Below are 17,616 nucleotides of genomic sequence, written 5' to 3'. Positions count from 1 at the left end.
GGTGTCGGTATGTCAGGTGATCAGTTGGCGTGGTTGCCGAGGGCGCGCTGTACGAGGTCGGCGACGTCCATCACGTCGATCAGGTCGGTGTCGTCGACGGCGGGCGCCGCCGGTTCCGGCTCGGGCGCCGTCCTGGGGGCGGAGCCGTCCTCGGGGCCGACGAGGGTGAGCAGCGTGTCGAGAAGGCCGGCCTCCCGGAAGCGGGAGAGCGGGACCTGCGCGAGTGCCCGTCGCAGGTCGTCCTCGCGCCCGTCCAGGTCGTCGTCGCCCGTCTCCGTCAGCAGCTCGGAGCGCAGGAAACCGACGAGGGCGTCCGGGGTCGGATAGTCGAAGACGAGGGTCGCCGGCAGTCGCAGACCGGTGGCCACGTGCAGGCTGTTGCGGAGGTTGACGGCGGCGAGGGAGTCGAAACCGACCTCCTGGAAGGACTGGAGCGGGCCGATGCTCTCCGCGCTGCTGTGTCCGAGGACGGTCGCGGCCTGTCCGCAGACCAGCCGGAGCAGCAGACGGTTCTGTTCGGCCTCCGGGACGTCCTGGAGGGAGTCCACCAGGGACGAGGTGGTGTCGCTGTTCTCCGCGTCGGGCTGGGACGCGCGCAGGGCGGCGGCAGCCTCGGGCAGGTCGGCGAAGAGCGGGCTGACCCGTACGGAGGTGAACGCCGGGATGAACGCCTCCCAGTCCATGTCGACGACCGTCACGGCCTTCTCCCGTGCCTCCACGGCCTGTTCGAAGGCGGTCGTCGCGACCTGCGGGGCCATCGGCAGGACACCGCGGCGGCGCAGCTGGGCGAGAGTCGCCTCGTCCATGCCCGGGCCGGCCTCGTCGAGGGCTCCCCAGGCGATCGAGGTGGCCGCGAGGCCCCGGCCGCGGCGTCGTTCGACCAGGGCGTCCAGGACGGCGTTGGCCGCGCCCGAGACGCCCTGACCGCCACCGCCCCAGATCCCGGCGATCGAGGAGAAGACCACGAAGGCGTCGAGCGGAGTCCTTCCGAGAGTCCCGGTGTCGGTGTCGGTGTCGGTGTCGGTGAACACTTCGTCGAGCCATAGGGCGGTGTCGACCTTGGCAGCGAACACCTCGGTGAGGTCGGCGAGGCCGGTGTCGGCCACGTTGCTGGTCCAGGCGGTGTCGGCAGCGTGCACGACGGCGGTGAGCGGCTCTTCCTCCGGGGTCTCGGTGATCAGGCGGCCGAGTGTCTCTCGGTCGGCGTCGGCACAGGAGACGACGGTCGTCTCGGCCCCCATGTCCGCGAGCTTGCCCAGCAGTTCGGCGACGGCGTCGGCGGGCGCCTGAGCCGTGGTCGTGACGATGAGACGGCGCACGCCGGAACGGGCGAGCCAGAGCGAGGCGTGTGTGCCGAGGGCCTCGGCGCCGCCGGTCACCAGGACGGTGCCGCGGGGCTGCCAGCCACCGTCGGCGGGGGCCTCGGGGGCGGGCTTGCGGGTGAGCCGGCGGCTGTAGACGCCGGGGCGGCGGACGGCGAGCTGGTCGTCCCCCGCGGCACTGTTCAACGCGCCCACGAGGTACTGCGCGGTGCGGGCGTCGACGGTCACCGGCAGGTCGATCAAGCCGCCCCACCGGTCGGGGTGTTCGAGGGCCACGGCGCGGCCCAGACCCCAGAGGGCGGCCTCGCCGGGCTCGGTGACGGTGTCCTGGACTCCGGTGTTCACCGCGCCCCGGGTCAGGCACCACAGCGGCCCGTCGACGCCCGCGTCCCCGAGCGCCTGAACCAGCGCGAGGGTCCGGGCCGCGGTGGCGGTGGCGTCCGGCGTGCCGCCGAGGGCGAGCAGGGAGAGGACCCCCGCAGGCTCGTACTCGGCCCGGACGCCGCTCAGGTGTTCGGCGAGCCCGGTGCGGGTGAAGGCGGACGGGTCGATCTCCAGGGGTACGACGTCCAGTCCCTGGGCGCCGAGTGCAGCGAGGAGCTCGGCCACCTGCTGGGAACCGGCCGCGGAACCGGCCGCGCCCTCTGCCGGGCCCCCCGCGGGCAGGACGGCGAGCCAGCGGCCTGCGGGCACCCCGGACACCTCGCGCTCCAAGGGCCGCCAGGTCACGGCGTAACGGAGGCGCTCGGCGCTGGATCGCTGCCGCCGCCTGCCTCGCCAGTCCGCCAGCACCGGTACGACGGTGCGCAGGGCATCGCGCAGGCCGGCGGAGTCCGGGGCGAGCAGCCCGGCGAGCGAGTCGGCGTCGGTCCGCTCGACGGCGCTCCAGAAGTCCGCGTCGGTGTCCTCGCCCGTAGCGCCGCCGTCGTCGGCGTTCTCGGCCTCCTGCAGCCAGTAGTGACGTCGGTCGAAGGCGTACGTCGGAAGGTCCACGTGCCTGGCACCCGTGCCGGTGTCGGAGGTGGCGGCACCGTCCGGGAGGACGCCGGTCCAGTCGACGGGCACACCCCGCACGAACAGTTCGGCCATCGAGGTCAGCAGTCGGCGCGGGCCGCCGTCCTCACGGCGCAGCGTGCTGCCGACGACGGCGCGCAGCCGGACCGTGTCGTCCGCCTGGTCGACGATCTCGCTGACCGGCTGGACCAGGACGGGGTGGGCACTGGCCTCCACGAACACCGTGTGACCCCCAGCAAGGAGATCGGCGATCGCCGGACCGAAGCGGACCTGACCACGCAGGTTGCGATACCAGTAACCACCCTCCAGAACACCCGCCTCCCGCACCCACCCACCGGTCACGGTCGAGTAGAAGGGAATCAGGGGGGCCTGAGCACGGATGTCGGCGAAGGCCTCACCCAGCGTCTCCTCGATCGCCTCGACATGCCGGGAGTGGGAGGCGTAGTCCACCGCGACCCGACGCACCCGCACACCATCCGCCGCCAGCACATCGAGTGCCTCGTCGAGGGCCTCGGCGTCACCGGCGATGACGACCGACGCCGGACCGTTGACCGCCGCGACCTCGACCCGGCCCGCCCACCCCTCCAGACGCTTGAGCGCGTCCTCCTCTGCCAGTGCCACCGAGGCCATGCCACCCCGGCCCGCGAGACTCCCGGCGATCACCTGACTGCGCACCGCCACAATCCGGGCAGCGTCCTCCAACGACAACGCCCCGGATACGCACGCGGCGGCGATCTCGCCCTGCGAGTGACCCACCACCGCATCCGGCACCACACCCACCGACGCCCACACCGCCGCAAGACCCACCATCACCGCGAAACTCGCCGGCTGCAACACATCCACCCGCTCCAGGAGTTCGGCCGGAGCGTCCCCCCGCAGCACATCCACGAGCGACCAGTCGACCCAACGATCCAGCGCCGCCGCGCACTCAGCGATCCGCTCCGCGAACACCGGTGAGGAGTCGAGGAGTTCACGACCCATACCGGCCCACTGCGAACCCTGGCCCGGGAACACCAACACCGTCCGACCCGCAGCCACCGCACTGCCAACGACCACACCAGGCACGGACTCACCCCGCGCCAGCGCACGCAACCCCGCCAACGCCTCCCCCCGCGAACCGGCCGCCACCACCGCACGCTCGGACAGCACCGCCCGCCGCGAAGCCAGCGCCGCCGCGAGATCCGGCAGGGCCGTACTCTCCGCGGAGCCGACGAACGACCCGAGCCGCTCCGCCTGCCCCGCCAGCGAGCCGGCGCTCTTCGCCGACACCACCAGCGGCACCACGAGCGGCTCCGCGTCGTTCGCCGGCGCCTCGACGGGCGTCGCGGGCTCTTCGGGTGACTCCTCAAGGATCACGTGCGCGTTGGTGCCGCTCGCGCCGAAGGAGGACACGGCGGCCCGGCGCGGCCTGCCCGTGACCGGCCACTCCCGCGCCTCCGTCAGCAGCTCGACCGCACCCTCCGACCAGTCCACCTGCGGCGTCGGCGCCTCGACGTGCAGCGTGGGCGGCAACACGCCGTGCCGCAGCGCCTCGACCATCTTGATGACGCCGGAGACACCCGCTGCTGCCTGGGTGTGACCGATGTTGGACTTCAGCGATCCGAGCCACAGCGGGTGGTCGGCGGGCCGGTCCTGGCCGTAGGTGGCGAGCAGGGCCTGGACCTCGATCGGGTCGCCCAGAGAGGTGCCGGTGCCGTGGCCCTCGACGACGTCGATGTCCTTCGTCGACAGGCCCGCGTCGGCCAGGGCGCGCCGGATGACCCGCTGCTGCGAGGGCCCGTTGGGCGCGGTGAGACCGTTCGAGGCGCCGTCCTGGTTGACCGCGCTGCCGCGCAGCACGGCCAGGATCCGGTGGCCGTTGCGGCGGGCCTCGGACAATCGCTCCAGGACGACCACGCCCACGCCCTCGGCCCAGCCGGTGCCGTCGGCGGTCGAGGAGTACGCCTTGCAGCGGCCGTCGGCGGAGAGGCCGCGCTGGCGGGCGAACTCCACGAAGGCGTCCGGGCTGGACATGACGGTCGCACCACCTGCCAGGGCGAGCGAGCACTCGCCGCGCCGTAGTGCCTGGGCCGCCAGGTGCATCGCCACGAGCGAGGAGGAGCAGGCCGTGTCGATGGTGACCGCCGGCCCCTCGAAGCCGAACACGTACGACACGCGCCCCGACGCGACGCTCGACGAGGTGCCGGTCATCACGTAACCACGGACGTCCTCGGGGACCTGCCGCAGTCGGGTGACGTAGTCGTGGTGGACGATGCCGGTGAAGACGCCGATGTCACTGCCCCGGGTGGAGACCGGGTCGATGCCGGCGCGCTCCAGCGCCTCCCACGAGGTCTCCAGCAACAGCCGCTGCTGCGGGTCCATGGCGAGGGCCTCGCGCGGCGAGATCCCGAAGAGTCCGGCGTCGAACTGGGCGGCGTCGTGCAGGAATCCGCCGACGCGGGTGTACGTGGTGCCGGGGTGAGTGGGGTCGGGGTGGTAGAGCTTGTCGACGTCCCAGTCCCGGTCCTGCGGGAAGCCGGAGAGCGCGTCGCGCTCCTCGACGACCAGTCGCCACAGTTCCTCGGGGGTGTCGACACCGCCGGGCAGGCGGGTGCTCGTGGCGATGATGGCGATCGGCTCGTCGGGGTCCGCGGGTACGGCCGGTAGGGATGCGGCGGTGCCTGCGGTCGCGACGTCCTCGCCGAGCAGCTCGGTGCGGAGGTGCCCGGCGAGGGCGGACGGGGTCGGGTAGTCGAAGACCAGGCTGCTGGGGAGGCTCATGCCGGTGAAGTCGTGCAACCGGTTGCGGAGTTTGACGGCGCTGAGGGAGTCGAAGCCGAGGTCCTTGAACGGCTGGTTCACGTCGAGGTCGTCGGCGCCGGTGTGACCGAGGACGACGGCGGCGCTCTCCTGCACGAGATCCATCAGGACACGCTGCTGCTCTGCGGCACCGAGCCCGGCGAGCCGGTGGGCCAGCGATCCGCCCTCGTCGGTCGGCGGCCGTCCGACGACCCGCCGGACGAGCGGCCCGTCCTGCGTCGTCCGTGCCTCGCGGATGGCGGGGTTACTGACGGTTTCCGAGGTGGTGTCGCTGTCGGGGAGGCCCAGGGTGAGCGGGCCGAGCGCGGCCACCGGTTCGCCGGTGTGGTCGGCGAGTTCCACGAGGTGGCGTCCGCCCTCGACGGGCGTGACGCGCAGCCGCAGGGCCGTGGCACCCTGCGCGTAGACGGCCAGGTCGGCGCAGGCGGTGAGGTCGCGCCCGCTCTCGCCGGTGCGCGCGGCCAGGAGGCGAAGGACCGTGTCGAGGAGTGCGGGGTGGAGTGTGAACCCCGCTGCCTCGTCGGCGAGTTCCGGAGGCAGGGCGAGGTCGGCGGAGAGCAGGCCGTCCTGTTCCGTCAGGCCGTGTACGCCTCGTACGCCGTGGAGGCCGAGGAGGTCCGCCGAGGCGTCGGCTCCGGTGGCGGGCCAGGTGCGCAGGTCGAAGGAGGGCCTTGGCAGGCCGGGCCGGAGCAGGGCGTGGGCGTGGCGCGTCCAGGTGCCGTTCCCGTCGTTGGTCTCCCTGCTGTGGACGGCGACCGGGCGCAGTCCGTCCCGGCCGGGGGCATCGACGTGCACACGGAGCTGGAGGTGGCCGTGTTCGGGCACGGTCAGCGGAGTGTCGACGATGATCTGTTCGACGGCGCCGCTGCCCGCCTCGGTGCCGGCGTGGACCAGCAGATCGAGGAGCACGGCGGCCGGAACGACGCCGTTGGCGGGATCGACGAGTCGACCGAGGACGCGCCGGTCGGGTCGCCCGGTGAGCACCACGCGGGTGCCGCCGTCGCTGATCGTGCCGGCGTGGTCGTCCTCGGGGATCTCGACGGCCGTGCCGAGCAGCGGGTGGCCGGTGGAGCGGGCGCCGAGCGCCTCGGCGTCGATGGCGGTGGTCTCGGGTTCGGCCCAGTACCGCTGGTGCTGGAAGGCGTACGTGGGCAGGTCGGTGCCGATCGCGGCGGCGGGGGTGCCGAGGAGGGCGGGCCAGTCGATGTCCGTACCGCGGACGTGCAGTTCGGCGAGCGCTGTGAGGACGGCGTTCTCCTCGGAGCCGTCCTCGCGCAGGGTGGCGACGCAGCCCCGGTGGTCCGGGCCGAGCGTGCTGAGGGCGAGGGCGGTCAGGCCGCCGCCGGGGCCGATCTCCAGGAAGGTCCCGGCGCCCTGGTCGCGCAGCGCGGCGACCGCGTCGGCGAACCGTACGGAGTGGCGCACCTGGTCGACCCAGTACTCCGGGGTGGCGAAGCGGCCGTCCTCGGCGGGCGCACCGGTGAGCGTCGAGACGACCTCGACGGTGGCCGGCCGGGGGTGCAGCCGTGCGACGACGGCACGGAACTCGTCGAGCATGGGTGCCATCAACGGCGAGTGGAAGGCATGACTGACCGTCAGTCGCTTGGTCTTCCTGCCCTGGTGGGCCAGTCTCGCCGCCAGTGCCAGGACGGTGTCCTCGGCGCCGGAGAGCACGACGGCGTCGGGTCCGTTGACCGCGGCGATCGCGATCTCGCCGGCGGTCTCGGCCAGCAGCGGCATCACCTCGGCCTCGGCCGCCTGTACGGCGACCATCGCGCCGCCCTCGGGCAGTGCCTGCATCAACCGTCCACGGGCGGCGACCAGTTGGCCTGCCTCTGCCAGGTCGAGGACTCCGGCGGCATGGGCGGCGGAGATCTCGCCGACCGAGTGTCCGGCGACCAGGTCCGGCTGTACGCCCCAGGAGGCGAAGAGCCGGAACAGCGCGGTCTCCAGGGCGAAGAGACCGGCCTGCGTGTACAGAGTGTGGTCGAGCAGTGCGGCCTCGGCCGTGCCGGGCTCGGCGAACACCACCTCGTGCAGCGGGCGCGCCAGGTGTCCGTCCAGGTGCCGTTCGACGGAGTCGCACGCGGCGGTGAAGGCGTTGCGGAAGACCGGGTACCGCGCGGCGAGTTCGCGGCCCATGCCGGCCCACTGACTGCCCTGTCCGGTGAAGAGGAAGGCCAGTTTGCCCTCGGCGGGACTGCCGGTGACGGTGACGGCGGTGGGCGTGCCGTTCCCGAGCGCCCGCAGCGCGTCGGCGAGCTGTTCCCGGCCGGTGGCCAGCAGGACCGCCCGGTGGTCGAGCCGGGCACGGGTGGTGGCCAGCGCGTGCGCGGTGTCCGTGAGGGACAGCTCGGGCCGCGCGTCGACGAAGCGGGCGAGGCGACCGGCCTGGGCCCGCAGAGCCGCCGCCGTCCGGGCCGACACGGGCACGGGCAGGAGAACGGGCGGTGACGGTACGGGGTCCGCGTCGGGTCCCGCGTCAACGGCGGGCGTCTGGTCCGAGGCGGCTGCCGAGCCGGTGCCGGCCCCCTGGTTCGGGGCAGGCGCCGTCGCGCCGCCGGACCCCTGGTCCACGGCAGCCATCGAGTCGGCGCCGGGGGCCGGGTCGCCCGCCGATGCCCGCTCGGACGCCGCGTCGTCCTCCGCCGGCGCCTGCTGGAGCACGACATGCGCGTTGGTGCCGCCGATACCGAAGGACGAGACACCGGCGCGCCGCGGGTGCCCGCCCTCCGGCCACTGCCGGGCCTCGGCGAGCAGTTCCACCGCGCCCGCGGACCAGTCCACATGGGTCGAGGGCCGGTCCACGTGCAGCGTGCGGGGCAGGACGCCATGGCGCATCGCCATGACCATCTTGATGACGCCCGCCACACCTGCCGCGGCCTGCGTGTGACCGATGTTGGACTTGACCGAGCCGAGCCACAGCGGGCGGTCGGCGGGCCGGTCCTGCCCGTACGTCGCGAGCAGGGCCTGCGCCTCGATCGGATCGCCGAGCACCGTACCCGTGCCATGCCCCTCGACCACGTCCACATCAGCCGTCGACAGACCCGCGTCGGCGAGCGCCCTGCGGATCACCCGCTGCTGCGAAACCCCGTTCGGTGCCGTCAGGCCGTTCGACGCGCCGTCCTGGTTGACCGCGCTGCCGTTGACCACCGCGAGAACCTGGTGGCCCCGGCGGCGTGCGTCGGAGAGCCGCTCGACGAGGAGCACGCCGACACCCTCCGACCAGCCGGTTCCGTCCGCCGCGTCGGCGAAGGCCTTGCAGCGGCCGTCCTGGGACAGTCCGCGCTGCCGCGAGAACTCGACGAACGTCTCCAGGTTCCCCATGACCATCACACCGCCGGCGAGGGCCATGGAGCACTCGCCTCGCTGGAGCGCGCGGGCCGCCAGGTGCAAGGCGACGAGCGAGGACGAGCAGGCCGTGTCGACCGTGATGGCCGGGCCCTCGAAGCCGAACTGGTAGGCGATCCGGCCCGAGAGGACGCTGCCGGAGCTGCCGGTGAGGCGGAAGCCCTCGACACCGGCCGCGTGATGCGTCCGTACGGTGTAGTCGTGGCTGTTGACGCCGACGAACACGCCGACGTCCTGACCGCCGAGCCCGGTCGGGTCGATCGCGGCGCGTTCGAACGCCTCCCAGGAGGTCTCCAGGAGCAGTCGCTGCTGGGGGTCCATCGCGAGCGCCTCGTTCGGGGAGATCCCGAAGAAGGCGGCGTCGAAGCCGGTCGCGTCGTCCAGGAACGCGCCGTGCCGTACGTAGGTCTTGCCGGCGCTGTCGGGGTCGGCGTCGTAGTGCCGGTCGATGTCCCAGCCCCGGTCGTCGGGGAACTCGTCGACGACGTCCACGCCTTCGGCGACCAGTCGCCACAGGTCCTCGGGGCTCTCCACACCGCCCGGGAAGCGGCAGGCCATCGCGACGATGGCAATCGGATCGTCAGAGAGGGCGGCTGCGGTGCCGGTGACGCGCTCCCCGGCGTCCCGCTCCTGCGCGTCGCCCGTCGGTTCGTCGTCGCCGAAGAGCCGTACGCGCAGGTGGCCGGCGAGCAGCACCGGCTTCGGGTAGTCGAAGACGATGGTGGAGGAGAGGGGCAGACCGGTCGCGGACGCGAGCCGGTTCCGCAGTTCGACGGCGGTCAGTGAGTCGAACCCGGCGTCCTTGAAGGCATGGTCGGCACGGACGGCGCCGGGCCCGGAGTGGCCGAGGACCTGGGCGGCGCTCCGGCGGACCAGGTCCACCAGTGCCTCGGTGCGCTCCCGTGTGCCCAGGCGGTCGAGCCGCTGCCGCAGGGAGCCGGTGCCTGCCGCGGGTGCGGCCCCGGCCGTCGGCCGGGCGGTGGGCGCGAGGCCGCGCAGCAGGGGTACTACGGGAGTTCCTGCACGGGCGGACGCCCGCAGAGCGGGCAGGTCGAACCGGGCGGCCACGAGGGCGGCGGGGATCTCGTCGCCCCACCTCAGGGCCGTGTCGAGGAGCGCCATGCCCTCGGTGGCGGAGAGTCCGGTCATGCCGAGACGCCGGGTGCGGTGCAGGTCAGCGGCGCCGAGGTGCCGGGTCATGGCGCTGGCGTCGCTCCAGTAGCCCCAGGCCAGGGAGACACCGGGCAGACCGGACCGGCGGCGGTGCAGGGCGAGCGCGTCCAGGGCGGCGTTGGCGGCGGCGTAGTTGGCCTGGCCGGGGTTGCCGAGGACACCGGCAGCGGAGGAGAAGAGGACGAACGCCGCGAGGTCCGCGTCCCGGGTCAGTTCGTGCAGGTGCAGTGCGGCGTCCAGTTTTGGCCTCAGGACGGTGTCGACACGGTCCGGGGTCAGGGCGGTGACCACGCCGTCGTCGAGGACCCCGGCGGTGTGGACGACGGCGGTGAGCGGGTGTGCGTCCGGTACGGCGGCGAGGAGTGCCGCGACCGCGTCACGGTCCGAGGTGTCGCAGGCGGCGATGGTGACCGTCACGCCGAGCGCGGTCAGTTCCTCGCGCAGTGCCGCCGCTCCGTCGGCGTCCGGCCCGCTCCGGCTGGCCAGCAGTAGGTGCCGTACATCGTGGTCGGTTGCCAAGTGACGGGCGACAAGGCCGCCGAGCATCCCGGTACCGCCGGTGACGAGCACGGTGCCGTCGGGGTCGAGCTCGCGCCGGGGGCCTTCGGGAAGCGGGGTGCGCACCAGCCGGGGGACGGAGACCACGCCACCGCGCACACGGATCCGGTTCTCACCGGCGGCCACGGCGAGCCCAACGGCCTTCACGGCCGCCGAGTCCTCCGAGGTCGACGCACCGTCGCTGTACTCGTCGCCATCGCGGTCACGGGCCCGGTCACGGTCACGGGCCCGGTCACGGTCACGGTCACGGTCACGGTCACGGTCACGGTCACGGTCGACAAGGACGATACGGTCCGGATGCTCGGACTGCGCCGAACGAAGCAGACCCGATACGGCTGCCACTGCGAGATCGTCCTCTGCGCCGCCGGGAACCATCACGACCAGGCGGGTGAGCGCCAGGGCCGGCGCCGCCAACCACGCCTGGAGAACGGCCAACGCCGCGGCGACCGCCGCACGCGGATCGGCGGACGCGCGCCCGGCCTCGTACAGCAGGAAGTCCGGCACCATCGCGCCGTCCGCCGCGAGGGCAGCGATGTCCTCGGCGCCGGCAACACCAACCGTGGAGCCGACGTCCTCGGTCATCTCACCTGCGGACAGCGGCAGTTCGGACCAGTCGACCTGGAACAGGGCATCATGCGCCGACGCGTCCCCGATCCCCGCCCGCTCGGGCGAGAACGGCTCGGCAACGACGGCGTCGGCGGTCAGCACCGGCGCGCCGGTGGCGTCACGCAGCTCAAGTCGGGTCTCCCCGGCAGTGGTAGGGGCCGAGCGGACCCGCACCGCGGCGGCGCCGGAGGCCAGCAGGGTCACGCCGCTCCACCGGGTCACGATCATGCCCTCGGGGAGCGTCGTTCGGACCGCCGCGTCGAGCAGCGCCGGATGCAGGCCGTAACGGCCCGCGTCGCCGAGCGCATCGTCGATGGCGACATCGGTCGCGGGACCGTCGGCCGACGGCGTGCCGTCGGAAGCGGCCGGGGCCGGCGCCCCGGGCACCAGCGTGCCGCGCGCGTGACGGGTCCACATCGCGTCCAGACCGGCGTCGTCCGGACGGGAGTACACCCCGACCGTGCGCCGCCCCTGGCCGTCGGCCTCCCCCACGGTCATCTGTACGGCCCTGCCACCGCGCAGCGGAAGCACGACGGGCCGGTCCACGACCAGCTTCTCGACCACGGGGCTGCCGACCTCGTCGCCGAACCGGACGGCCAGCTCCACCAGCACCGCGCTCGGCACGACCACGACGTCACCGACAGCGTGGTCACCGAGCCAGGGGTGGGCGGCCACCGACCACCGCGAGGTGGTCATGAAACCACCGGAGTCCGGCCGGCCGACGATCGCACCGATGAGCGGGTGGTCGGCAGTGGCCTGACCGAGGGAGGCGGCGTCGGTCACGGGGGCGGTCTGCAACCAGTAGTGCTGGTGGTCGAAGGCATACGTTGGAAGGTCGACGTGACCGGCAGCGGCACCGTCCGGCAGGACCCCGGTCCAGTCGACAGGCACACCCCGCACAAACACTTCGGCCATCGACGTCAAAAGCCGGCGCAGACCGCCCTCGTCACGACGCAGCGAGCCACCGACAAGAGCCGCCACGCCCTCGGCGTCGACGATCTCGCTGACCGGCTGGACCAGGACCGGATGGGCACTGGCCTCCACGAACACCGTGTGACCCCCAGCCAGGAGATCGGCGATCGCCGGACCGAAGCGGACCTGATTGCGCAGGTTGCGATACCAGTAACCACCCTCCAGAACACCCGCCTCCCGCACCCACCCACCGGTCACGGTCGAGTAGAAGGGAATCAGGGGGGCCTGAGCACGGATGTCGGCGAAGGCCTCACCCAGCGTCTCCTCGATCGCCTCGACATGCCGAGTGTGGGAGGCGTAGTCCACCGCGACCCGACGCACCCGCACACCATCCGCCGCCAGGACCTCCAGCACCTCATCCAGGGCTTCGGCATCACCGGCGATCACCACCGACGCCGGACCGTTGACCGCCGCGACCTCGACCCGGCCCGCCCAGGGCTCCAGCCGCTCGACCGCGTCGGCCTCCGGCAGTGCCACCGAGGCCATGCCACCCCGGCCCGCGAGACTCCCCGCGATCACCTGGCTGCGCACCGCCACAATCCGGGCAGCGTCCTCCAACGACAACACGCCCGATACGCACGCGGCGGCGATCTCCCCCTGCGAGTGACCCACCACCGCATCCGGCACCACACCCACCGACGCCCACACCGCCGCAAGACCCACCATCACCGCGAAACTCGCGGGCTGCAACACATCGACCCGCTCCAGCAGTTCGGCCGGAGCGTCCCCCCGCAGCACATCCACGAGCGACCAGTCGACCCAACGATCCAGCGCCACCACACACTCAGCGATCCGCTCCGCGAACACCGGTGAGGAGTCGAGGAGTTCACGACCCATACCGACCCACTGCGAACCCTGACCCGGGAACACCAACACCGTCCGACCAGCAGCCACCGCACTGCCAACGACCACACCAGGCACGGACTCCCCACGCGCCAGCGCACGCAACCCCGCCAACGCCTCACCCAGCGAACCGGCCGCCACCACCGCACGCTCGGACAGCACCGCCCGCCGCGAAGCCAGCGCACCGGCCACCCGCGACAGTTCCTGGCCCGCCTCCACGAAGGAGACGAGCCGCTCGGCCTGGCCCGCCAGCGCACTGGGGCTCTTCGCCGAGACGACCAAGGGCACGATGCCGTCGGTCACCACCGGAGTCGCCTCCGGCGCCACGGCCGGGGCCTCTTCCAGGACCAGGTGCGCGTTCGTCCCGCTGACACCGAAGGACGAGATCGCGGCCCTGCGCGGCCGGTCCACCTCCGGCCACTCCCGCGCCTGCGTCAGCAGCTCGACCGCGCCCTCCGACCAGTCCACCTGTGAAGACGGAGCGTCGACGTGCAGGGTGGGCGGCAGCACGCCATGGCGCAGTGCCTGCACCATCTTGATCACACCGGAAACACCCGCAGCCGCCTGCGTATGACCGACGTTCGACTTCAACGAACCCAGCCACAAAGGCCGTTCGACAGGCCGGTCCTGGCCGTACGTCGCCAGCAACGCCTGCGCCTCGATCGGATCACCGAGCACCGTACCCGTGCCATGCCCCTCGACCACGTCCACATCAGCCGTCGACAGACCCGCGTCGGCGAGCGCCTTACGGATCAGCCGCTGCTGCGACAGACCATTGGGCGCCGTCAGACCGTTCGACGCACCATCCTGGTTGACCGCCGAACCCCGTACCACTGCCAGCACTCGGTGCCCGTTGCGGCGCGCCTCCGACAGCCGCTCCAGAACCACCACACCAGCGCCCTCGGCCCAGCCCGTACCATCCGCCCCATCCGCATACGACCTGCAGCGGCCGTCCGGGGACAGTGCGCGTTGGCGCGAGAACTCCACGAAGGTGTCCGGCGTCGCCATCACCGTCGCGCCGCCCGCAAGTGCCAGCGAGCACTCGCCCTGGCGCAGCGACCGTGCCGCCAGGTGGATGGCGACGAGGGACGAGGAGCAGGCCGTGTCGACGGTCACCGCGGGGCCCTCGAAGCCGAACACGTACGACACGCGCCCCGACGCCACGCTCGACGCGGTGCCCGTGGCGACGAAGCCTTCGAGCTCGGCCGGAGCCGCACCCGTCGGCGCGTAGCCCTGACCCATCAGTCCGGAGAACACCCCGACGTCACGGCCCTTCAGCGTTCCCGGGTCGATCCCGGCCCGCTCCATGGCCTCCCACGACGTCTCCAGGAGCAGCCTCTGCTGCGGATCCATCGCGAGGGCCTCACGCGGCGAGATCCCGAAGAAACCCGCGTCGAACTCCCCCGCGCCGTCCAGGAATCCGCCCTGGTCCACATACGACGTGCCGGCCTTGTCCGGGTCGGAGTCGAACAGCCTCTCCAGGTCCCAGCCGCGGTCGGTCGGGAACGCGGACATCGCGTCGCGCCCCTCCGACACCAGTCGCCACAGATCCTCCGGGCTTCCCACACCGCCCGGCAGACGGACAGCCATGCCCACGATCGCGATGGGTTCCGCGGGGTCGGCGGTCCCGGACGGCGCCTCGTCGGGTGCCCCCAGCCCGGCCGGGTCGTGCAGCCCCAGGATCCTGCCCCGCAGGTGGACGGCGAGGGCCTCGGGGGTCGGGTGGTCGAAGGTCACGGTGGTCGGGAGACGCAGACCGGTGCGCTCGGTCAGGCGATTGCGCAGCTCGACAACGGCGAGGGAGCCGAGGCCGAGGTCGCGGAAGGACCGGTCCGCCGGGATCGGCTCGGTGCTCGCGGAGGTACGGACGGCGGCGGTCAGTTCGCGGACCAGCCCATCGAGCAGGGCGAGTTGAGCCCGCTTGTCCAGGTCGGCAAGGTGAGCGCGCAGGGCGGCGGTGACCGTCTCGTCGGCCTGGGCGGCGGTGCGGGGCTCCTGTTCGATCAGGGTTTCGAGGAGCCTCCGCACCCCGTCGCCCGGGTCGGTGGTGGTCGGCCGGAGCGCCAGCAGGTCCGGGGATCCGGATTCGATCAGTACGTCGAAGGCGCCGGGGCCCTCGTCCGGCCGACCGAGTGCCAGCAACGAGCCGGGCAGTCCGCGCAGTCGGCGGCTGCGGACGACGGCCTCGGTGAGTGCGGCGCTGACCACCGTCGAGGCGCGGCTTTCGGACTCCGCACCCAGCAGTGCCGCGGCGTCGGTCACCACGACGAACACGGCGGGTTCGTCGGCGGCGGTCAGGTCGTCGAGTGCCTGAGCGAGTTCGGGGTCGTCGGCGGTGTGCACTACCGCGGTCACCGGACCGAGTCCGGCCAGCGCCTCACGCAGTTTCTGCTGATCCGAGCCGTCGGCCACGACGCGGACGATCTCCGCGCCGTCCGTCGGCGAGTCGTCCTGGCTCCTGCCGTCGTCGGTATCCGCTGCCCGGACGAGCACCAGACGCCGTGTTCCGTGCACGGTGACCAGGTGACGGGCGAGGGCCGCACCGGTCTCGGTGTCGGCGCCGGTGACCACCACGGTGCCGTCAAGCCCCGGAGCCGCGGAGCCCGGCCCGTCGACGACGGGGACGCGGACGAGTCCGGGCCGCAGCAGTCGCCCGTCCCGTACGGCGAGTTGGGGCAGTTCCGAGGCGACGGCGGCGATCAGCGCCGCGGCACACTCGGACTCCGGTGTACGGGTGTCGAGGTCGACGACCGTCAGCCGCGTGCCGTCACTCCCGTCCGCCTGTACGGCCCGCGCGGTCGCCCACAGCCCGACCTCGGAGCGATCCGGCGTTCCGTCCCGGTCGGTGACGCCCACCGCACCCCGGGTGAGGACGACGAGCCGCGCCCCGGTCTCCTCGCCCCAGCCTGCCGGGCGGTCCCCGTCCCCGTCCGCTTCCGCGAGCACCGTCACCTCGGGGGCCGCGTCACCGGCGGCGCGTGACGTCGAGAGGTCGGGGTAGTGCCGTACCTCGGCGACACCGGCCCGCCGAAGGCCGGCCACAAGGCCGTCGGCGACGGCGGCCCGGCCCACCACCGCCCACCGGAGTTGCTTCGGGGCGTCGGAGACGACGGTCACCTCGCTCCAGCGCGTCCGCAGGAGTCCTTCGTGGTGGCCGTCTGCGGCGTACCGCAGCCGGGCCGGCAGGTCGGCGAGGAGGCGGCGGACGATCTTTCCCGAGGCGGTCCTGGGGATGGTCCGGGTCTCGTGGATCCGCTCGGGGAGCTTGTAGGCGGAGAGTTCGGTCCGGCAGTGGGTCAGCAGCCGGGCGAGGTCGATACCGTCGGGACCGGGAACCACCCAGGCGACGGGTACCTCGCCGAGCGTGTCGTGGGGCATGCCCGCGACTCCGGCGTCGGCCACGCCCTCGGCCCCGCGCAGAGCGGCCTCGATCTCGTCGGGGTGGACGTTCTCGCCGCCGCGGATGACGAGATCCTTGAGGCGTCCGCAGATGGTGAAGTAGCCGGCCTCGTCGCGCCGGGCCAGGTCTCCGGTGTGGAACCAGCCGTCCTGTACGGCTTCCGCGGTGGCCTCGGGGCTGTTGTGATAGCCGACCATGACGTTCGGCCCGCTGACCCAGACCTCGCCCTCCTGCCCGACGGGTACTTCCTGTCCGGTGCGGGGGTCGACGATCCGGACGCCGACACCGGGCACGGGCAGGCCGCAGGAGCCCTCGACCACGTCGCCGTCGGGCGGGTTGATGGTGATGGCGCCGCAGGTCTCGGTACTGCCGTAGGCGTCGACGAGAGGGACGCCGAAGCTCTCCTCGAAGGAGTGACGCAGTCCGGGGCCGGTGACGGCGCCACCGACCAGGCCGATCCTCAGGTCGGGCAGAGAGAGACCGGTGCGCCGGGCGGTGGTGACCAGGTGGTGGTAGGTGGTGGGTACGCCGGCCAGGAAGGTGGACCGGTCCTCGCGCAGCGCGGTCAGGATGTCGTCGGCCGAACTGCCGTCCATGATCCGGGCGGTGGCGCCGGAGACGGTGACGGACAGCACGCAGGCGATGTGGGACAGGCTGTGGAAGAGCGGCAGTGGCCACAGGACGCGGTCGTGCTCCGAGAGTCCGGGCACGGGGATGTAGCAGGAGGCCACGGAGTAGAGGCAGTTGCGCTGGGTGGAGAGGACGCCCTTGGGGCGGCCGGTGGTGCCCGAGGTGTAGAACATCCAGGCCACCTCGTCGAGACCGAGGTCGTCCGGGGCCCGGGTGACGGGTTCGGTGACGGCGAGTTCCTCGTACACCGCGGCGCCCGGGGCCAGGCCGTGTCCAGCACCGGCCACCACGACGGACACCTCAGGTGTTTCACGAGGAATTAACCGAAGAAACGTTTCGGCATGTGCGATGCCGGTGAAGGCGAACACCGCGCCACTGTCGGCCAGGAGGTATGCCGTCTCGGCCGGGGAGGCCTGCGGGTTGATCGGTACGCCGATGCCGCCGGCCCGTACTACCGCGAGGTAACTCTCCACCATGGCGACCGAGTTGCCGAGACACAGGGCCACCCGGTCGCCGCGCCCGACACCGAGGCCGGCCAGGTGACCGGCGAGCCTCCGCGTCCGAGCGTCGAGTTCTCCATAGGTGACCGCGTGCCGGTCGTCCTCGAAAGCGATCTTGTCCGGGAACCGGACTGCGTTCTCCCGGAGGATGACCGGGAGCGGGGTGATCAGGTCAGGACGCACCTTGCCGCGAACTCCTTCCGGAGATCAAGGGTGGGTAACTGTTGGGCCGGGAACGAGGCGCAGGGGTGAGTCAGCTCGATCGGGTGGTGATCGGCTTCCGGGCTTGCGGTGTCGGCCTACGGTGCCTCAGCTCCACCAGCCTGGTGGTTCAGGGCCTCCACCTCGCCATCAGCCGCATCCACATGGCCAGGTTGTGCGAGGCTCCGACCGCCGGAACCGGAGCCTGGACAGGATCCATCGCCGCCCTTGGGTGCGACCGCACCCT

General features: G+C 72.6%; 1 protein-coding gene. It reads right to left on the bottom strand.

The features are described 5' to 3' along the window. Positions 1 to 20: 20 nt before the first annotated feature. A complete protein-coding gene (locus tag PV734_RS09605; RefSeq protein ID WP_319289247.1) occupies positions 21 to 17,351 on the bottom strand; it encodes a type I polyketide synthase in 17,331 nt (5,776 codons plus the stop codon). Positions 17,352 to 17,616 lie beyond the last annotated feature (265 nt).

This window comes from Streptomyces sp. AK08-02 (assembly GCF_033795085.1).
In the GTDB taxonomy this organism is placed as follows: domain Bacteria; phylum Actinomycetota; class Actinomycetes; order Streptomycetales; family Streptomycetaceae; genus Streptomyces; species Streptomyces echiniscabiei.
Note: the sequence above shows the minus strand (reverse complement) of the source record. Positions and strands in the feature narration are given on the sequence as shown.